Origin of the sequence: Corynebacterium hansenii, assembly GCF_030408795.1 — a bacterium.
GTDB classification, from domain to species: Bacteria; Actinomycetota; Actinomycetes; order Mycobacteriales; family Mycobacteriaceae; genus Corynebacterium; species Corynebacterium hansenii.
Map to the genome: position 1 here is coordinate 2036930 of NZ_CP047211.1, position 19771 is coordinate 2056700.

16 protein-coding genes are annotated in these 19771 nt (G+C 70.9%); 8 read left to right on the plus strand and 8 right to left on the minus strand.

Going from position 1 to position 19771, the window contains the following annotated elements; translation table 11 throughout:
- Positions 1-28: 28 nt before the first annotated feature.
- The gene (locus CHAN_RS08935) at positions 29-1648 is read left to right on the plus strand and encodes an aspartate:alanine exchanger family transporter (RefSeq protein ID WP_290293450.1); all 1620 of its coding nucleotides are present in this window, start codon (positions 29-31) and stop codon (positions 1646-1648) included.
- Here CHAN_RS08935 and CHAN_RS08940 read toward each other — a convergent pair.
- The gene (locus CHAN_RS08940; protein ID WP_290288898.1) at positions 1645-1953 is read right to left on the minus strand and encodes a hypothetical protein; all 309 of its coding nucleotides are present in this window, start codon (positions 1951-1953) and stop codon (positions 1645-1647) included. The genes CHAN_RS08935 and CHAN_RS08940 overlap by 4 nt on opposite strands.
- Before the next feature lie 302 nt (positions 1954-2255).
- Positions 2256-2774, minus strand: coding sequence for an RDD family protein (locus tag CHAN_RS08945; RefSeq protein ID WP_048742245.1), 519 nt, complete (start codon positions 2772-2774; stop codon positions 2256-2258).
- A 208-nt stretch (positions 2775-2982) separates the two neighbouring features.
- On the opposite strand from CHAN_RS08945, the gene glnA (CHAN_RS08950) reads away from it, so the two are divergent.
- Both glnA (CHAN_RS08950) and CHAN_RS08955 read left to right on the plus strand, forming a co-directional pair.
- Positions 2983-4419, plus strand: coding sequence for a type I glutamate--ammonia ligase (glnA, locus tag CHAN_RS08950; protein ID WP_290288902.1), 1437 nt, complete (start codon positions 2983-2985; stop codon positions 4417-4419).
- Positions 4420-4475: 56 nt separating this feature from the next.
- The gene (locus CHAN_RS08955) at positions 4476-5345 is read left to right on the plus strand and encodes a DUF1206 domain-containing protein (RefSeq protein WP_290288904.1); all 870 of its coding nucleotides are present in this window, start codon (positions 4476-4478) and stop codon (positions 5343-5345) included.
- A gap of 29 nt (positions 5346-5374) precedes the next feature.
- On the opposite strand, the gene CHAN_RS08960 is transcribed toward CHAN_RS08955, so the two are convergent.
- Positions 5375-7546: a fructose-specific PTS transporter subunit EIIC gene (locus CHAN_RS08960; RefSeq protein WP_290288907.1), complete on the minus strand. Its 2172-nt coding sequence runs from the start codon at positions 7544-7546 to the stop codon at positions 5375-5377.
- Positions 7547-7628: 82 nt separating this feature from the next.
- Positions 7629-8378 (minus strand): alpha-ketoglutarate-dependent dioxygenase AlkB family protein, encoded by a 750-nt coding sequence (locus tag CHAN_RS08965; RefSeq protein ID WP_290288910.1) that lies wholly within the window; start codon positions 8376-8378, stop codon positions 7629-7631.
- 203 nt (positions 8379-8581) lie between these two features.
- On the opposite strand from CHAN_RS08965, the gene glnA (CHAN_RS08970) reads away from it, so the two are divergent.
- The 4 genes from glnA (CHAN_RS08970) to CHAN_RS08985 all read left to right on the plus strand — a co-directional run bounded on the left by glnA (CHAN_RS08970) (position 8582) and on the right by CHAN_RS08985 (position 13631).
- On the plus strand, positions 8582-10018 hold the full coding sequence (gene glnA, locus CHAN_RS08970) for a type I glutamate--ammonia ligase (RefSeq protein ID WP_290288913.1): 1437 nt from the start codon (positions 8582-8584) through the stop codon (positions 10016-10018).
- 222 nt (positions 10019-10240) lie between these two features.
- Positions 10241-11473 carry a glycosyltransferase gene (locus CHAN_RS08975; protein WP_053088096.1) on the plus strand — a complete coding sequence of 411 codons (1233 nt, stop codon included), beginning with the start codon at positions 10241-10243 and terminating at the stop codon, positions 11471-11473.
- Between the two features lie 162 nt (positions 11474-11635).
- The gene (locus tag CHAN_RS08980; RefSeq protein ID WP_048741853.1) at positions 11636-12193 is read left to right on the plus strand and encodes an LGFP repeat-containing protein; all 558 of its coding nucleotides are present in this window, start codon (positions 11636-11638) and stop codon (positions 12191-12193) included.
- Between the two features lie 184 nt (positions 12194-12377).
- A complete protein-coding gene (locus CHAN_RS08985) occupies positions 12378-13631 on the plus strand; it encodes a multidrug effflux MFS transporter (protein WP_290288923.1) in 1254 nt (417 codons plus the stop codon).
- Between the two features lie 70 nt (positions 13632-13701).
- Here the strand turns inward: CHAN_RS08985 and CHAN_RS08990 are convergent, their stop codons facing one another.
- From CHAN_RS08990 to CHAN_RS09005, 4 genes are all read right to left on the minus strand, one after another.
- On the minus strand, positions 13702-14883 hold the full coding sequence (locus CHAN_RS08990) for a CHAT domain-containing protein (protein WP_290288925.1): 1182 nt from the start codon (positions 14881-14883) through the stop codon (positions 13702-13704).
- Positions 14884-14987: 104 nt separating this feature from the next.
- Positions 14988-15476, minus strand: a complete 489-nt coding sequence (locus CHAN_RS08995; RefSeq protein WP_290288926.1) for a lipoprotein LpqH — start codon at positions 15474-15476, stop codon at positions 14988-14990.
- 159 nt (positions 15477-15635) lie between these two features.
- Positions 15636-16793: a hypothetical protein gene (locus CHAN_RS09000; RefSeq protein ID WP_290288929.1), complete on the minus strand. Its 1158-nt coding sequence runs from the start codon at positions 16791-16793 to the stop codon at positions 15636-15638.
- Entirely contained in the window at positions 16790-18103 is a 1314-nt protein-coding gene (locus CHAN_RS09005) for a hypothetical protein (protein ID WP_290288931.1), read from the minus strand. The genes CHAN_RS09000 and CHAN_RS09005 overlap by 4 nt, the downstream gene beginning before the upstream one ends.
- A 33-nt stretch (positions 18104-18136) precedes the next feature.
- On the opposite strand from CHAN_RS09005, the gene CHAN_RS09010 reads away from it, so the two are divergent.
- On the plus strand, positions 18137-19597 hold the full coding sequence (locus CHAN_RS09010; protein WP_290288932.1) for a hypothetical protein: 1461 nt from the start codon (positions 18137-18139) through the stop codon (positions 19595-19597).
- Positions 19598-19771 lie beyond the last annotated feature (174 nt).

The following is a 19771-nucleotide window of genomic DNA, read 5'->3' on the forward strand; positions in this document are numbered from 1 at the left end:
ATCCGGCGGATGTGCCACGATGGATCTCGTGCACATACTCGTTGAAAACCAGCTGCTGGCCCTGCTCGTGATCATGGGCGTGGGTTTGGCGCTGGGTCAGATCCGCATCTTCGGCTTCAAGCTCGGCATCGCCGCCGTGCTCTTCGTCGGCCTGGGTTTGGCCACGTTCGAGCCCGGCATCCAAATCCCGCCCCTGATCTACATCGTGGGACTGGCGCTGTTCGTCTACACGATCGGCCTGGAATCCGGCCCGGAGTTCTTCGCGTCGCTGAGGTCGACGGGCATCCGGCACAACCTGTTCGGCCTCGTGGTGCTGGCGGTCGTCGCGGCGGAGTCCTTCCTGCTGATCAAGTTCTTCCCCATCGACAACGTCGAGGGCGCGGGCACGTTCACCGGCGCGCTGACCAATACGCCGGCGCTAGCGGCGGTGGTCGATGCGCTGCCGAACGTCATCACCGACTCCGGTGACCTGAAGAGCAAGCTCGAGATGCCCGTCATCGGTTACTCGCTGGCGTACCCGATCGGCGTGCTGGGCGTCATCGCGTCGATCGGCATCATGGCCAGGGTCTTCCGCGTCGACCACGACAAGGAGGCGCTGGACGCCGGCGTGGCCGCCCTGCCGCTGCACACGCGGCGCGTGGAGGTCACCGAGGCGGGCCTGCCGTCGGTGACGGACATGCCCGCGGCCTTCGGCCTGGACCTGATCATCTCCCGCATCGAGCACAAGGGGCACCTGTACGTGCCTGCCGAGGGCGACACCATCGAGGTCGGCGACATCGTCTCGGTGGTGGGCACCGAGGAGGTCATCGACAAGGCGGCGGAGCGGATCGGCACGCTGCTCAAGGGCGATCCGACGCATGACGGCCGCCTGGAGTTCCGCCGAATCTTCGTGTCCTCCGGCGACGTCTGCGGCGTTCCGCTGGAGCAGCTGCACACGAAGATGAACGGCATGGTCATCACCCGCGTTCGCCGCGGCGACCTGGACATGGTCGCGTCGCCGGAGATGAAGCTGGAGTTGGGCGACCGCGTGCGCGTCGTGGCGACCCCCGACCGCATCGACCAGGCCACGAAGTTCTTCGGCGACTCGTACAAGAAGCTCTCCGACGTCAATCTGCTGCCGATGATCCTGGGCCTGCTCCTGGGCGTCGCCGTCGGCATGATCCCGATCCCGATCCCGGGCGGCGTGACGCTGACGCTGGGTTCCGCCGGTGGTCCGCTGGTGGTCGCGCTCATCCTCGGCGCGCTGGGGCGCACGGGCCCGCTGGTGTGGCCGATCCCCTACTCCGCGAACCTCGCGTTCCGGCAGGTCGGTCTGGCGCTGTTCCTGGCGGGCATCGGCACGACGGCCGGCGCCGGCTTCAAGCGCGCGCTCGGCGACCCGTCGTCGCTGACCGTGCTGGGCCTGGCGGCCATCATCGCGCTGAGCTCCGCGATGCTGACGCTCATCATCGGCCACAAGGTGCTGAAGATCCCCTTCGGCCAGACGGCCGGCATCCTCGCCGGCCTGCAGACCCACCCGGCCGTGCTGACCTACGTCAACGACCAGGCGAAGAACGAGCTGCCGGCCATGGGCTACACGACTGTGTATCCGATGGCGATGATCGTGAAGATCATCCTGGCGCAGATACTCGTCGTCGCACTGGTCTAGAAGATCATCCTGGCGCAGATTCTCGCCATCGCACTGGTGTAGAAGCCGTCGAGGGGACACCAGGCAGCGGGCGCAGTCCCCCGAAAGGGCTGGCAAGGGCCCGAAGTGACCGAAACCACGCGGGATTTCGCGCCCGCGCGGAAAGTGAAACCGCCGCCGCCCCCGATGAGGGGCGGCGGCGGTGCCTCGTTGAAGACCGGATCCAGCGCCGGTGCCTCGTTGAAGGCCGGATCCAGCGCCGGTGTCTCGTTGAAGGTTGGATCCAGCGGCGGTGTTTCGTTGAAAGTCGGATCTACCGGATCCAACTGCCATATCCCATGAGGTTGCGGACGCCGGCCACTGGGACGTAGCGGGGACCTGGGATGGTCCGGTGCCGGTCGGCGCATCGCCCCCTGACGTAAACCCACCCCGAATGCGCAGGCCCACCCGCTGTAACGGGTGGGCCTGCGCATTCGGGGTGGGTTAGCCGCCAAGGTCGCGCCGGCCGGGCCGATTCGGGGTGGGTCTGCGCATTCAGGGTGGGTTAGCCCGCGCGCCCCAGCGGGTTGCGATGGTGGGGCGGCTCAACCGCCGCAAAAGCCAATCGCAACGTCGCGGGACGCGAAATCTAACCGCGGATGACGGCGGTGCCGGTGGCGCGGTCGTGCATGCCGCGCAGGTCGGAGTCCTGGATCGCCGGCGGAAGCAGCAGCAGCGTCAGGAAGGACCGCACGAACGCGCGCCAGAACCCGACGCGCTCACCCGGCACATCGACGCGGGCGACGCCCATGCGCAGCATCGCCTGGCCCGGCGTGCGGCCGAACAGCCACACCGTCACCGTGCCCAGGACCAGGAAGATCAGGAACGTCCACGTCGCCGTGAACGACTGCCACGCGATGAACGGGTCGCCGAACTGCTCCATCTGCTGCTCGCTCGGCCCGGCGAAGGGGTACACGGCGGCGGTGAGGAACATGCTGACCACCCAGTCGATCAAGATGCCGCCGACGCGCCGCAGCAGCGACGCCTGCGACCCCTCCCCCGTTTGCGCCAATCCGAGGTTCTCCCCGGGGTACGAGGAAAGGTTGTCGGGGTCGTCGAACTGCCCGGGGACCTTGGGTCCTTCGAGCCAATTGCTCTTGTCGGCCATGGGGCCACAGTGTAGCCGCCCGAGACGCCGGCCCTAACCTCGGCCGGGCCGTCGTCAAGCGGGAAAAGCCGGCACCCGAAAAAGCCGTCCGCGCACGCCTCCCCCTCCCCGCGACCACGTGTGGCGCGGGTTACGCGCCGCGGGCGGAAACCGGCGGGGCGATATTCGTTAAGGTGGATTACGACATTCGCCACGTTAGGAGTCGCACATGAACTTCACCTCCCCCGCCGAGGTCGTCAAGTACATCGAGGAGGAGGGCATCGAGTTCGTCGACGTCCGCTTCACCGACGTACCCGGTACCGAGCAGCACTTCACCATCCCGGCCTCGGCCTTCGACGAGGATGCCGCTGCCGAGGGGCTGGCGTTCGACGGTTCATCGATTCGCGGATTCACCACCATCGACGAATCCGACATGACCCTCCTGCCCGACCTGGCCACCGCACGGATCGACCCCTTTCGCAAGGCGAAGACCCTGAACATCAAGTTCTTCGTCAACGACCCCTTCACGCTCGAGCCGTTCTCCCGCGACCCCCGCAACATCGCGCGCAAGGCCGAGGAATACATGGAGTCCACCGGCATCGCCGACACCTGCTTCGTCGGCGCCGAAGCCGAGTTCTACCTCTTCGACTCCGTGAAGTTCCGGGTCGACGCCCACGCCGCGTACTACGAGGTCGACTCCGTCGAAGGCTGGTGGAACCGCGGAAAGGACACCAACCCCGACGGTTCGCCGAACCTGGGCTACAAGACCCGCATGAAGGGCGGCTACTTCCCCGTCGCGCCCTACGACCACTACCAGGACCTGCGCGACGAAATGTGCGGCTACCTGGCGGGCGCCGGCTTCGAGCTGGAGCGCCAGCACCACGAGGTCGGCACCGGCGGCCAGCAGGAGATCAACTACAAGTTCAACTCCATGCTGCATGCGGCCGATGACCTGCAGAGCTTCAAGTACATCATCAAAAACGCCGCGTGGCGCGCCGGCAAGTCGGCGACGTTCATGCCCAAGCCGCTTGCCGACGACAACGGTTCGGGCATGCACGCCCACCTGTCCCTGTGGAAGGACGGCGAGCCGCTGTTCTACGACGAGTCCGGCTACGGCGGGCTGTCCGACACGGCGCGCTACTTCATCGGCGGCATCCTCGAGCACGCCGGCGCGGTGCTGGCGTTCACCAACCCGACGCTGAACTCGTACCACCGCCTGGTCAAGGGCTTCGAGGCGCCGATCAACCTGGTGTACTCGCAGCGCAACCGCTCCGCGGCCGTGCGCATCCCGATCACCGGCTCCAACCCGAAGGCCAAGCGCGTCGAATTCCGCGCCCCGGACCCGTCGGGCAACCCGTACCTGGGCTTCTCGGCGATGCTGATGGCCGGCCTGGACGGCATCAAGAACCGCATCGAACCGCACGCCCCCGTGGACAAGGACCTCTACGAGCTCCCCCCGGAGGAGGCCGCCGACATTCCGCAGGCCCCGACTTCACTGGAGGCGTCGCTGAAGGCCCTGCGCGAGGACCACGAGTTCCTCCTGGAGGGCGACGTGTTCACCGAGGACCTGATCGACACCTACATCGCCTACAAGTACGAGCACGAGATCGAGCCCGTCCGCCTGCGCCCGACGCCGCAGGAATTCGAGATGTACTACGACTGCTAGTTCGGCGAACGCCGTCGTCCTGGCACTTCGTTTCCGCCGGTGGGATAATGGCGTTCATGAGCGCTGAAAAGTCCGTCGCCGGCATCGCTTCGAAGGCCAAGCGCCACGGCAGTCGAGCCGGACGCAAGGCCAAGCGGAGCGCCGACCGTGGCGCCGACAAGGCGGACGACAGCCGGGCGCTGGGCATGCTCGCCCGCGTCGGCTACGTCGTCGTCGGCGTCCTGCACCTGATCATCGGCTGGTTGGCGGTGCGCATCGCCATCGGCGATTCCGGCGGCGAGGAAGCGTCGAACTCCGGCGCCCTCGCGCAGATCGCCGAAGCCCCCGGCGGGCGGCTGCTCCTGTGGCTCGCCGTCGCCGGGCTGGCGGGCCTGGCCATCTGGCGGCTGATCGGCATCTTCGTCGAAGAAGAGGCCAAGGACAAGGCCAAGAGCCTGGTCCTCGCCGTGGTGTACGCCTCGCTGGCGGTCACGACGTCGACCTTCGCCCGCGGGGCGTCGACTTCCGACGGCGACACCGCCTCCGACATCACCGCGAAGGTCCTGGAGCAGCCGATGGGCGTGGCGCTCGTCGTCGCCGGCGGCGCGGTGGTGCTCGGCGTGGGGCTGTACTCCATCTGGAACGGCGCCACCAAGGGATTCAAGGACGACCTCGAAGCCGGGGCGGAATCCGGCCACGTCGGATCGGCGATCGTCACCGCCGGCGTCGTCGGCTACGTGGCGCGCGGCCTGGCCTTCGGAATCCTGGGCGTCCTCATCGTCATGGCGGCGATAACCAACGACCCGGAGAAGGCCGCCGGCCTGGATTCCGCGCTGCGCACCCTGGGCGGGCAGCCCGCCGGGGCGGCCATGCTCATCGTGGTCGGCGTCGGCGTCGCCCTGTACGGCCTCTACTCCATCGCGCGGGCACGGTACGTGCGCCGCTGAACGCCGCCTAGCTTTACGACGTTGCGGCTTTACGACGTGGCGGCCGCCTCCGGCGCCACCGCTCCCCGCACGATTTCGACCACGCGCTCCCTGCCGTCCGCATGATCGAGATCGCGGCGGAACTCCTCGCGCATCAGCGCGCGGGCCAGCTTCGCCAGGATCTTCAGGTGGCTCTTGCCGGCGTCCTCCGGCACGGAAATGAGGAACACCATCCGCACCGGCTCGTCGTCGGGTGCGGGCCACGCCGCGCCGTCGGAAAGCCTGGCGAACGCGACCATCGGCGCGGTGCCTCCGGCGCAGCGCGCATGCGGGATGGCGACGCCGTGGCCGACGGCGGTGGTCGACGATTCCTCGCGGGCCAGGGCAGCGGCGACGACGGCGTCGACGTCGCCGATCCGCCCGGCATTCGCGCCGGCCTCGGCCAGGGCGCGGATGATCTCCTCCGGGCGGGAGCCCGCGCCATCGAGATCGAGCAGAACCAGCTCCTCGGTCACCAGGGAATCCCGCGACGGAGACTCCCCCGACTGGGACTCACGCGAGCCGGAACCGGTGCCCCCGGTGGCGGCGCCCGATTCTGCTGCGGCGCCTGCACCGGCACCGGCCACTGCGGCGCCAGCGCCCGCGCCGGCAGCGCCGGCAGCTCCCACAGCACCAGCACCCGCATCCTCGCCGGAGCGGCGGCGGGACAGGCCCATGAGCAGCAGCGTCAGCACGCAGGTCACGGCCACGCCGACGAGCAGCGCCGCGAAAAACCACCCGACGTTTTCCACGGCGCCGAGCACCGCGACGATCGGGCCGCCGTGCATGACGTTGTCCTTCACGGCGAACAGGCCGGCCAGCGCCGCCGCGACCGCGCCGCCGATGACGTTGGCGGGGATGACCTGCAGGGGACGCGCCGCGGCGAGCGGGATGGCGCCTTCGGTGATGCCGAAGAAGCCCATGAACAGCGCCGCGATGCCCGCGTCACGCTCGGGCTTGGTGAACCAGGCGCGGCGGATGAGCGTCGCCAAGCCAACGCCCAGCGGCGGCACCGCGATGGCCACCGCCGCCATGCCCATCGGGGCCGCATTGCCCGCGGCGATGAGCCCGCCGGCGAACAGGAACGCCGTCTTGTTGAACGGCCCGCCCATGTCGAAGGCGATCATCGCACCGATGATCGCGCCGAGCAGCAGGACGGAATCGCCCTCCATCCCGCCGAGGTACTCGGTCATCGCGGTGAACAGCGCCGCGATCGGCTGCCCCAGCAGGAACACGAACAGCAGACCGACCACGACGGTGGTGATGATCGGGATGACGATGATCGGCCAAATCGGCGCGACGTACTTTTGCACCGGGATCTTGCGGATGCCCAGCGCGACATAGCCCGACAGCAGGCCGGTGACGATGCCGCCGAGGAACCCCGCGCCGGTCTCCGCCCCGTACAGTTCGCCGGTGACGGCGATGAGGCCGGTGACCATGCCCGGCGCGAGCCCCGGGCGGTCGGCGATGGCCATGGCGATGTAGCCGGACAGCACCGGAACCATCAGCGAAAACGCCAGCGCGCCGATCTTGCTGACCGTGTTCCAGAGGGAATCGTCCGGGATCGTCAGCCCCTCCGGGCCGGGGACGCCGCCGAAGGACAGCGCCACGGCGATGAGCAGACCGCCGGTGACCACGAACGGGATCATGTGGGACACGCCGTTCATCAGCGCGCGGTAGAGCGTCCGGCCGAACTCCGCGGCCGCGCCCACCGGTGCCCCGCGATCGGAACCTGCGCCGCCCGCCCCGGCCGTCGCCGTTGCCGTCGCCGTCCTTGCGGTCGCCCGTCCGCCGTGCCCGGCGCCCTCGGCACCCTCGGCGGCACCGCGGGCCCCCGATCCCCGGCCGCGCGAGGCCGGGGCATCGAGCGCGGACCGCAGGAGCTGCCCCGGCCGCCGGATCGCCTCGTCGACGCCCGTCGCCACCAGCGGCAGGCCGGCGAAGCGCGAGCGGTCGATCTGCGTGTCGGCGGCGATCACCACCGCGTCGGCGGCGGCGAGCTCATCGTCGGTGAAGGCGTCCTCGACGCCGATGGACCCGTGGGTCTCGATGCGGACGCGGACGCCGGCTTCTTCTGCGGCCGCGGCGAGGTTTTCGGCGGCCATGTACGTGTGCGCGATGCCCGTGGGGCACGCGGTGATGGCGAGCACCAGTGGCCGGCCATCGTTGCCTGTCGTCGTCATGGGTCAAGGGTATTCCGCGTGAGGCGGCGCCTGCACCCCTCGATGCGGCGGTGAACGTCACACGCGGGCGTCGCACAGCGCGCTACCCCAGGCCCGTCTCGCGCAGCGTGATGTTGACGCGCCCCTCCGCCAGCCCGCACCCCGCCGGCGCCGTGCCGGGGTGGATGGCGGTGACGCCGTGGTACGCCAGGCGCGACGCGCCGCCGAAGACGAACGCGTCGCCGGATTCCAGGACCAGATCGCGGTACGGGCGGTTGCGGGAGTCGGGGTTGCCGAAGCGGAACGTGCACGCATCGCCGATGGACAGGCTGACCACGGGCGCCCGGCTGACCTCGTCGCGGTCCTGGTGCATGCCCATCCGCGCGTCGCCGCCGTAGTAGTTCGCCAGCGCCGCGTCGGGGGCGTAGCCGGGCGCGGGCCCGGCTCCACCGCTTGACGACGGCTCCTCGCCACCACCTTCGCCCACCACCCCGCGCAGCAGCGTGGATCCGGACGCGGTCTCCTCCACCGTCGCCGCCGCCTCCACCGCCGACCGGCCCAGGCGGACCAGCCAATCGGGGAACGGCAGGACGGGGCGGCCGTTGACGTCGACCGCCGCGCGCGTGTACGCGTACGGGCGCCAATGCCAGCCCAGGCAGACGGTGCGCACGCTCATCGGTTTGCCGCGGATCTCCGCCGCCCGCGCCGGGACCGGACCGGCGGCCCACTCGCGGAAACGGTCCGCCAGCCACGCCTGCTCCCGCAGATCCAGTAAACCCGGCAGCCACACCGCGCCCGGCGCGATGACGGCGTCGGGGCGGGGATCGGGCTGGTCGTCGAACAGCGTGGGCATGGGCCGATCCTAGGCCGCCGCAGCGCCGTTAACGCGGCGGTTATGACAGTGGCCCAGCTCACACGAGGTGTTACACGGGCGAAACACGCAGGAACGGGACGCGAAACCTCGATCCCATAATTTCGTTTTCGTCATATCGCGGGGCCCGGGATTCTCCGGTGCCTCGCGCGCACGTTCCCCGACATTCCACCCGAGGAGTCACCGTGGGCTTCACCTCCCCCGAACAGGTCATCAAGTACATCGAGGACGAAGGCGTCGAGTTCATCGACGTCCGGTTCACCGATGTGCCCGGCATCGAGCAGCACTTCACCATCCCGGCTTCGGCCTTCGACGAAGATGCGGCGTCCGAGGGCCTGGCGTTCGACGGTTCCTCCGTCCGCGGCTTCACCACCATCGACGAGTCCGACATGGCGCTGCTTCCCGACCTGGCCACCGCGACCCTCGATCCCTTCCGCAAGGCGAAGACGCTGAACATCAAGTTCTTCGTCAACGACCCCTTCACCCTCGAGCCGTTCTCCCGCGATCCCCGCAACGTCGCCCGCAAGGCCGAGGAGTACCTCCGGTCCACCGGCATCGCCGACACCTGCTACTTCGGCGCCGAGGCGGAGTTCTACATCTTCGACAAGGTCCGCTACTCCACCGAGATGAACGCCGGCTTCTACGAGGTCGACTCCGTCGAGGGCTGGTGGAACCGCGGCAAGGAGGAGAACCCGGACGGCTCGCCGAACCTCGGCTACAAGACGCGCATCAAGGGCGGCTACTTCCCCGTCGCGCCCTACGACCACTACCAGGATCTGCGCGACGAAATGTGCCTGAACCTGGAGCGCGCGGGCTTCGACCTCGAGCGCGCCCACCACGAGGTCGGCACCGGCGGCCAGCAGGAGATCAACTACAAGTTCAACACCCTGCTGCACGCCGCCGACGACCTGCAGAGCTTCAAGTACATCATCAAGTCCACCGCCTGGCGGGCCGGCAAGTCCGTCACCTTCATGCCCAAGCCCCTGTCCGGCGACAACGGCTCCGGCATGCACGCCCACCAGTCGCTGTGGAAGGACGGCAAGCCGCTGTTCCACGACGAGTCCGGCTACGGCGGGCTGTCCGACATCGCCCGGTACTACATCGGCGGCATCCTGGCCCACGCCGGTTCCGTGCTCGCCTTCACCAACCCGACGCTGAACTCCTACCACCGCCTGGTGAAGGGCTTCGAGGCGCCGATCAACCTCGTCTACTCGCAGCGCAACCGCTCCGCCGCGGTCCGCATCCCGATCACCGGCTCCAACCCGAAGGCAAAGCGCATCGAGTTCCGCGCCCCGGACCCGTCGGGCAACCCCTACTTCGGCTTCGCCGCGATGATGATGGCCGGCCTCGACGGCATCAAGAACCGCATCGAGCCCCACGCCCCCGTGGACAAGGACCTCTACGAGCTCCCGCCGGAGGAGGCCGCCGACATCCCGCAGGCGCCGACGTCCCTGGAGGCCGCGCTGGAGTCGCTGCGCAACGACCACGACTTCCTGCTCGCCGGCGACGTGTTCACCGAGGATCTGATCCAGACGTACATCGACTACAAGTACGCCAACGAGATCGAGCCGGTCCGCCTGCGCCCGACGCCGCAGGAATTCGAGATGTACTACGACTGCTGATCCGGCGCCGCCGGTTCGGTGGCTAGCTGAACCGGCGGCCGTCGGGATTGGCGGGAACGGCCGGGCGCGGGAGGCATTCGGATGGGCGGTTTTCCGCCATGGCGGGGTTTCGGCGGTGAAATGAGCCGTCGGCCGACACCTGATCGGGGGACAATTCCGTTCACCCGGAAGGAATGTCGTACTCGCCGTGACAACGGCCGCCCGGTGCCCCACAATCGACCCATGCAGTCCGTCCGCGCCGCCGAGGGCACCCGATCCCTTCGGGTGCTCCTCTTGAGCGATTGCTGGTCCCCGACGATCAACGGCGTCGTCCGGTCCGTCTCCGATCTCCGCGACGGGTTGGCCGCAGCCGGCCATGACGTGCGCGTGCTCACCGTCGGAGATTCCCTGGCCACGAGCTTCCGCGACGGCGTCTACCGGATGGGTTCGCTCCCGGCGGGCGCCGTCTACCCGCATGCCCGCATCGGCCGCCCCTCCGGGCGCCGCGTGCGGAGGCACATCGAAAAATGGGCGCCCGACGTCGTCCACAGCCACACCGAATTCCCGGCGTTCCTGTGGGCCCGGTCCGTTTCCCGCCGGGCCTCGGTGCCGCACGTGCACACGTACCACACGGCATACGAGGACTACACGCATTACTTCTGTCCCAGCCGCCGCGTGGGCCGCGCCATGACCAGGGCATTCACCCGGGATCGGCTGCGGCGCACCGACCGCGTCATCGCACCGACCGAGAAGGTCGCCGATCTCCTGCGCGGCTACGGGGTCACCAACCCGCTGGAAGTCGTGGGCACCGGCGTCGACCTCGACCGGTTCCGCCCCGACGACGACCGCCGCGATCCCGCGGCGCGGGCCGCCCGCATGTCCGAGCTGGGACTGGATCCCGCGACGCCGACCGTCCTCACCGTCGGCCGCCTCGCCGCCGAGAAGAACCTTCCCGAAACCCTCGATCTGCTGGTGGGGCTGGAGAACACTCCCTGGCAGTGGCTCGTCGTCGGCGACGGCCCCGACGCCGGTCGGCTGCGCGAATACGCGGCCCGGCTCGGGGTGTCCGACCGCGTGCACATCATCGGCGCCGTCCCGGCCGACGAAGTCCACCGCTGCTACGGGCTGGGCGACGTGTTCGTCACGTCGTCGAGAAGCGAAACGCAGGGCCTGACTTGCCTGGAGGCCCTCTCCTCCGGGGTGCCGGCCGTGTGCCCCGACGACGAGGCGTTCCGGGGCGTCATCGCCGACGGCGTCAACGGCCACCGGTACCGGGGCCCGGAGGACTTCCGGGAAGTCATGTCCGCTCTGCTCACGGACCCCGACCTGCGGGATCGGATGTCCGCGAAGGCCCGCGACAGCGCCCGCGACCGGGGTCGCGACCGGTTCATCCGGGAGGTCGTCGGCGCCTACGACCGCGCGATCGCGGATGCCCCGGCCGATGCGCCGCATGTCGGCGGGGACACGAAGCGGTAACGAAAAGGATTCGTTGTGCACACGATCTCTTGCACATGGCGTGCACGTCGTACACCATGAGGTGGGAGCAACTTTGCAGCCCCGACGGCGATGCCGGTTGGACGGTTGCCGTCGCCACGCACTGGAGCCCCGACGTCACCCACGACAATTCAGGAGTCCGAAATGCGCAAGACCACCATGACCCGCGCCACCGCCGCCATCTTCGGCGCGACGCTGATGCTTGGGGCGGCCGCCTGCTCCACCGATGAAGCCAAGGACAACGCCTCGAAGGCCACCGACGCCGTGTCGTCGGCCGTCGACGACGCCACCGCCGGCAACGACGGCGCGAGCAGCGCCCCCGCGAGCGAGAACGCCGACGGCAAGGAGGGCGAGGCCGACGTCGAGACCGAGGACGTCGCCGAGGGCGACGTCCCGGCCGAGATCACGCAGGCCGCCGAGGCCGCGAACCTGGGCGGCTTCAAGTCGGCCCAGAAGGCCGGCGACAACATGCTCGCCGAGTTCGAGAACGGCTGGGTCGCGTCCTCGCCGGACGGCGGCGCCCACCCGATCATCGGCAAGATCGCCGAGACCTGGAAGGAAGACGGCGCGCTGGGCAACAAGGTGGGCCTGCCCACCAACGCCGAGACCGAGATCGAGGGCGGCTGGGAGCAGACGTTCACCAAGGGCAAGATCCAGTGGACGCAGGACGAGGACGGCGGCTTCTCCGCGAAGTACATGTAAGCGGAGTCGAGCACGCCCGAAGCGAGCTCACGCACCTCTGAGCGAACCCCGCGGCGCCGGCCATCCAGATGGATCCGGCGCCGCACCCCTTTGATACCCCCAGGGGGATATGGGCTATAGTTGCCACGTCAACTATTGGGCCGCGCCATCGGGCGCGGCCATACCCGTTCCCGGAGGTCCCCTCATGTCCGCCGCCCCCGCCACGGCCACGGCCACGCGCTCGCCGATCCGCGGCCTCATCCCGCCACTGCTGCTGGGCGTTCTCGCGCTCACCACGGCCGCGGAGCCGATGTCCATCAACATGTACCTGGCCGGCCTGCCGCAGCTGGGCCGGGAGTTCGGCATCGACCAGGCCGCGGCACAGCTGACCATAACCTTCTTCCTGGCCGGCATGGCGGCGGGACAGCTCGTCGCCGGACCCGTCTCCGATTCCCGCGGCCGCCGCGGTCTGTTCCTCATCGGCGCCGCGGGTCTGCTGGCCGCCACGGCCGCCGCGGCCCTGGCCCCCGGCATCTGGACCTTCTACCTGGCCCGCCTGGTGCAGGGCCTCGCCGGCGGCACCGCCGTCGTACTGGCCCGCGCCGCCGTCGTGGACCTGGTGCGCGGCCCCGACGTCGCCCGGATCTTCTCCATCCTCATGCTGCTCGGCGGCATCGCGCCGGTGCTCGGGCCCATCATCGGCGGCCTGCTGGTCGAGCCGGTCGGCTGGCGCGGCATTTTCTGGGTGCTCGTCGCCGTCAACGCGGTGATCCTCGCCGGCGTGTACTTCGCGGTCCCGGAGACCCTGCCCGCGGAGCGCCGCAAGGCCTCCGGCTTCGCCCCGATGCTCGCCGGAGCGCGCGCCCTGTTCTCCGACGGCGCCTACGTCGGGTTCACGGTGGCGTTCATCGCGTCCTTCGGCACGATGTTCGCCTATGTCGCGGCGTCGGCGTACGTGCTCCAGGAGCACTTCGGGTTCACCCCGGTCCAGTACTCCGCCATTTTCGCGGCGAACACCTCGGGCCTGTTCGTCGTCGGGCTGATCAACGCGCGCATCGTGCGCCGGGTGGGCCCGCTGCGCATCGCCGTGGCCGGCAATGCGGTGCTGCTCGCGGCGGTGGCGGGGCTGGTGGCGGCGACGCTTTACGACGCCCCCGCCCCCGTCATCCTTCCCCTCCTCTTCGTCACCGTCGCCTCGATGGGCGTGAACATGCCGAACAACTCGGCGCTGGCGCTGTCGCGGGCCACCGGCATCGCCGGTTCCGCGTCGGCGTTCATGGGCTCGGGCCAGTTCATCGTCGCCGGTCTGCTCAGCCCGCTCGTGGGCGCGGCGGCCGCCGCCGGCATGTCGCAGCCCGTCGCCATGGCCGCTGTCATGCTCGTCTGCGCCGTCACCGCGACCGCCTCGCTGCACCTCGCGGCGCGTGCGGCCCGGCGCAACCCCGTCTCGGACGCGTGACGACGACGGCACCGGCCCACCGCTTCACCCAACCGGCCCGGTGCCGCACCGGCGCCGCGCAGGCGCCACGTCAACGATCGCGCGCGAACACCGCCAGCGACGCCCACACCGCGGGATTGTCCGCCGGATGCCCCTTCGCGTCCCAGGCCCGGGCCCGCTCCACCTGCCAATCCAGCAGGTGCCTGGCCGGGTCCGCGCTGCGGAAAGCCTCCGCCATCGCGTCGGCGAATTCCCGCAGCGGATTGCGGCCCCCGAGATCGCGCTCCGCGCCACCATCTGCACCACCGAACCCGCCGGCACCGCCGAACCCGCCCGCGCTGGCGGACCCCTCTGCCCCACCGGCGAACTCCCCCAGGGCCGCGTGCGTCGGCAGGGTCCACGTGCTCGCGGCGACCAGTTCCGCACCGCACGCCACCGCCGCCATGGCCAGGCCGAACGGTTCGGGGTGGCGCAAGTCGGTGCCGGCCCCGCAACCGATCACCCCGACGCGCCGAGGCGCCCGCCACCCGTCGCGCAGCAGATCCCCGGCGGTGACGGGCTCGGTCAGGTGCATGGCCGTGGATTCACCCGACGCCTTCTCCTCGCCCGCGGCGGAGACGTGCCCGACGAACAGGAACGACGACGCCGCCGCACTGCCGTCGTAAAGCCACTGCCTGTCCAGGCGCGGCCCTTCCCCGCCCGGGCCGGAAGGCCTCCCCAGCACCGGGCGCATCCCCGGAACGGACGGGTCCATGGCCACGAGCTCCCCGTCGCCGTCGTGCGGCTCGCGGGTCCGGTCCGCGATGGACGCCGGCACGCCGATGACGACGTCGACGAGCTCGCCGAGCATCCGCCGCCGCGGCCCCACCCGCAGCGCCGACCACGGGATGCGGGCCAGCGACGGGCTCGGCTCGATGACCAGCCGCCCATGGCCGGGCAGCAGGGCCGGCAGCCCGGGCGGCAGGAGCACGTCGGCGAGCTGCGAGAAATAGGTGGCGGTGTCCTCCGGCGACCGGAAGGCGCCGTCGCGCAGGCAGCGCCGCACCGCCTGCTCCTCGGATTCGCCGCCGACCGGATCGGGCAGCGAGCGGTCCAACGAATCGCGGATGAGCCCGAGTGTCGGCGCGGTCACGCGGATCGCCGCCGGGTGCCCGGGAACGGGGATGCCCCGCGCGCCGGCCTCCGCGGGGGTCGGGTGCGGGCCGGGCGCCTCATCGTCGACCCGCCACGCCACGTAGGCGTTGACCGCCTCGGCATACGTCAGCCTGTGCATGGTCAAACCATAAACGCGCGAAGCCCGCCGAGCGCGGGCTCGCGGGCGGTACGTCGCGGCAATCCTGTGCCGTGGTGGCCGCGGCGTCGGCCGCGGCTCGCCGGTTACGGGCAGGCCACCTTCATTTCGAAGGACTTCTCGCTCGGGCCCGCCATCGGGTTGTTCATGTCCGCGGCGGTGAGCTTGCCGGTGATCTGGTAGGTGTTGCCGTCCTTGGTGGCGGTCGCCTCGTTGCCCGGCACGCCCGGGGCGTAGGCCAGCGCCTCGCCGGATTCGGTCGAACCCAGGCCGACCGCCTCCACCGCCAGGCTGCCGGCGTCGAGGACCGCGCTGACGCCCGTGGCGGCGGCGGTGTCCTGCGAGCCGATGGCGATGTTCATCTTGCCGGCCTGCTCGGCGCAGACCACGGCGGCGTCGGCGATCTCGACGGGCTTGCCGTCGACGGACACCGACCACTCGGCCTTGCCGGAGGCGTCGACCCCCGGGGCCTTCTCGGCGGCGTCACCGCCGGCTCCGGAGCAGGCGACGAGCCCGGTGCCCAGGGCCAGGACGGCGGCGGCGGAAGCGGCGTACTTGATGATGGTGCGGGACATTTTCTCTCCTCAGGTCTGCCGGAGCCCAGGTGGTCTTCCGGTGTCTTTCCCGGCCCCCTTGGCGTTGCCGGTGACCTGAAGGTATGACCCGCATGGGGCCTACCGATCACGAAAACGGCGATCGGCAGTCACATATCCCCTGGTCAGAGAATTCCCGCGTCACCGCGACAGGCGGGCGGCGAGCTTTTCGACGACGAACGGCGCCCCTTCGTCCACCGTGCCCCCGTCGCCGCGGGCGAGTTCCAGGCGGCGCGCCGCGAAGGCCCGCACCCGGTCGCGCACGGCGGCCGTTTCGGGCTCGACGGCGTCGTCATCGTCTCCGTTCGCCGCTCCCGCGCTCCGGCCCACGTGGACCTCGACGTCGTCGGCGTCGAGCGCCCACGCCTCGGCCGCGCCGATCGCGATGGGCAGCACCGCCGTGCCGTCCGCGCCGAGTTCGCCGGTGGCCACGACCCCGCCGACGGTCGCCCACACGGGGATCCCCGACGCGTCGGCGCCGCCGAGGACCGCGGCGCGCACGGTCAGTTCCACCGCCCCGGCTGCGTCGAGGGCCCAGGTCACGGCGCTTTCCGACGCATCCAGCGTCCCCGCGGGCACTCCGTGCCAGTCATGGGCGACGGTCCCGGAGGCGACGGCGTCCTCATCCGCGTCCGCGCGCCCGCCGGCCACGAGGGCATAGTCGTCCCGCCATCCGCCGGAGCGCTCGGGCGCCGGTTCCTCGATCAACTCGAGCGCGGCGAGCGCCACGTCGCGGACTTCCGGATCGACGGACCCCGCCCTGCGGCGCAGGCCCTCCGCGTGGTCGCGCAGACCGGCGAGCTCCGGCCCGTCGACGGCGTCGGCGCCATCGGACAGGAGGTCGTCCAGATCGGCGGCCGCGACCGCGAGCTCCGCATGGAGCAGGACGCCGTCCAAAGCCGCCACCCCGTCGATCGGGCTGGCCGGCCACCACGCGCGCAGCCAATGGCCATGGGCCAGCCGGCGCAGGTCGCCGAGCAGCTCGGGCTCCCATTCCACGTCGACGGCCATCGCCGGCGCTCCCTCGGGCAGGGCGGGCCCCGGCTCCCCCGACATGGCGGACACGACGGCGGCGTGCCCGCGTTCCCCGATCAGCCGCCACAGCCAATCGCAGGCGGCGGGGTCGGTGACGGTCAGCGTCGGAACGCGGGACCCGCCGACGAGCCATTCCAGGACCGCCCCGCGGGCCTGGACCACCTGGACCAGCGGCGGCGGCCCGGCCACGGGATCGCCGAGCACGTGCAGCGCATCCGCGTGCGACAGGGACGCCGCGGCGGGGAGATCGCGTGATCCGGTCATGCCGAGGCCTCCAATGCCGTGCGGATGAGCTGCCGGTGGTCGTAGACGACCGAGCGGGTCACGCCGGACAGCAACTCGCGCGCCCCGTCGGCGTCGATCGGTTCCTGGCCGAGGACGTCGAGCCCGTGCAACCGCGGCCAGAGGCGGTTGAGATACGGCGCGTGGAAGCCGCGCAGCTGCTCGACGACCTTTTCCTGCCGCGCGTGGATGGCGCCGCCCTGCACCAGCAGCCTGCGCACGTGCATGATGTACGCCTCCTTGCGCAGGCGCGCCTGCAGCTCCCTGATCAGGCGCGGGCCCTCCGGCAGTCCCCGATTGAGGGGCTGCAGGCCGCCTGCCACCGCGATGCCCGCGACGAACGTGGTGCGGGCGCCGATGCCGGCGACGCCGAACGGCGCCAACACGCGCGCGACCTCGTCGGCGACCAGCGCCGCGACATCGCCCACGAGCGCCGCATCACCATGCTCGCGGATGCGGCGCAGCGCGGACCGGCACCGCGAATCCAGCGACCGTTCGAGCACGTGCTCGCCGTCGCCCGTCAACGGCGGCGGAGCGACCGGATCGACTGAGGCCAGGGCCATGTCGGGCGTCGGCGACTCGAACGCCGCCAGCAGCTCCGCGACCACACCGCCGCGCACCCGCATCGCGAGCCCGGCCGCCGTGCACTCCCCCGTCTCCAGCAGGGCGTCCCACGACGGGCCGGCCGATTCGGGTTCGTCGAGGAGCATCCACAATTCGTCGGCGAGGACGTCGAAGTCCGGTTCGGTCGTCGCCTCGTCGCCGGTCGCCCACCCTTCGTCGAAGTCGGCCGCGATCGACTGGCCGACGCCCGGGGAGGCGAGATGCGCCGCGACGTCGGCGGCGGTGATGTCGGCGTCGTGGATCTCGGTGAGCACCCCGTCGCAGACCTCGGCGATCTCCTCCGCGGCGAGGCCGCCCGGCGCGCCCCGCATGACCGCCAGCTCATGGGCGCGGGGAAAATACAGCTCCTGGGCGTTGCCGTCGGTGATGCCCCGGCGCCTCCGCGCGCGGCGCAGCTCCACGAACCACGCCGAGGCGTCGGAAAGCCGGTCGCGGTGCTCCTCGAGCAGGGCGGCGAGGTCCGCGGCGGCGGAGGCATCGAGAAGCGGCGCCGCCAGGTGCGGGCGCAACCGCGGCCGGATGATCAGCGGGTCGATGAGGCACTTCACCGCCCGCGCCACCGGGACACCCTGCTTATTGCACAGCGCCGGGGCGTCGATCCCCGCACGGGCCCAGCATTCCGCCAGCACGAGCGTCCGGGGCCTCCCCCCGACGGCGACATCGACCACCGCGCGCGTCCTTTCCGTGGAATCGTTTCCTTCGTGACCACCCTAGACGCGCATCACCGGTTCCGTGCTCTGCTCACCCGCGCGGAAAGCCTGCTTGAACGGGGTGAACCCGGGTGGCGGGAGCTTCTGCGCGACGCCCGGCGCATGGCCGCCGGGTTCGATTCGGATCCCGGGATCGACCAGTCGGTGAGCGACGACGCCTCGATGCGCCTGGGCCTGTTCGACTCGCACGTGGCCATGCTCGACGGCGACGGTGCCGGCGCGCTGGCCCACGTCGATGCGGCGATCTCGCACTTCGAACGGCACCGCCTGCGGTCCGGGCTGCCGCGCGCCATGTTCGCCGACGTCGAATTCGACCTCCGGTCGGCGCGCTTGGCGGTGCTGCACCACATCGGCGAGAAGGAGGCCGTCGACGCGGAGCATGCGCGGTTGATCGCCATCGCCGGAGAGGCGGCCGCCGGCTCGAGCGGGGGCACGGACGGCGGCAACGACGATCGCGGCATCCGTCTGCTGCTCATCGCCGGCGATCTGGCCCGGGACCGCCATGACCCCCATTCCGCCATCGCCGCGTACCGGGAGGCGGTGCGGGCCGGCCGCAAGCGCCCGGAGCTGCTGGGCCCCGCTCTGGTGAGCCTCGCCGGGGCGGAGGCCGCGGCGGGCGATGCGCGGGCGGCCGCGCGCACGGCGGCCCGGGCCGAGGCCCTCGTCGCGGGCCTGCCGGACCAAGTGGCCCGGCTGCGGGAGGCGAAACGCGCCATCGCCGCTCTGCGCGTCGACGAGGACGCACTGGCCGCCGTCTCCTACGACTACCTGGAATTGGCCGCCGAGCACGCCGGGGCCATCCACCGCACGTATCTGACCGAAGCCGCCTCCGGCACGGCGTTGGCGGCGCGGCTGTCGGGCGATCACGGAACGGCGGCACGCCAGTTCCTCGATCTCGCCGAACGGGCGGCGACGCGGGCGCACCGGGCGCTCCTGACCGCGCGGGCCGCCGAGGCCGCGCATGCGGGGGCGGTTGCGGCGGTCGATGCCGCAGCCCGGTCCCGCGCGCTGTCGCTGCTCGACGACGCCGACGCCCTCGCCGCGGACGATCCCCAATTCGCCACCGGCCTGACCGTGCTGCGCGCCGCGCTGGCGACCCAATGGCCGTACACCACCCACGACGACTACCGGGAGCTGCTGCCCAATGTGCAGGCGGCGGCGATTGCCCTGCGCCACGCCGCGCTGGCCGGCGACACACCGGCGGCCAGGCGCGCGCATGCCGACGCCCACGTGACGTCGGCCATCGAACTCGCCTGCCACATCGCCTTCATCACGGGCCGCCCCGACCAGGTCGCGGCGATGGCCGGTTTCGCCGCGGCGACCCCGGCGCTGCGCGTCATCGGGCCGTCGCTGATGGTCGGTCCCCCGCCGATGACGGACGGCTTGGACGACGCCCACGGCATCGCTTCACGACGATTCGGTCTCCGGGTCCGGCGCCCGGGTGAATCGTGACCCGATTGATACATCCGGCAACGACATTCACCTCGTTTCGGGCCGCAGCATTCGACCTGCCTGGACATTCGCCGATGGTGGCGGGGATCACGTTTCAGACACGGGCGACCTCACATGCCACGCACATCCCATCCGTCACGCATTCGGACGGTCGCCCACACTGTGCGTGAACGT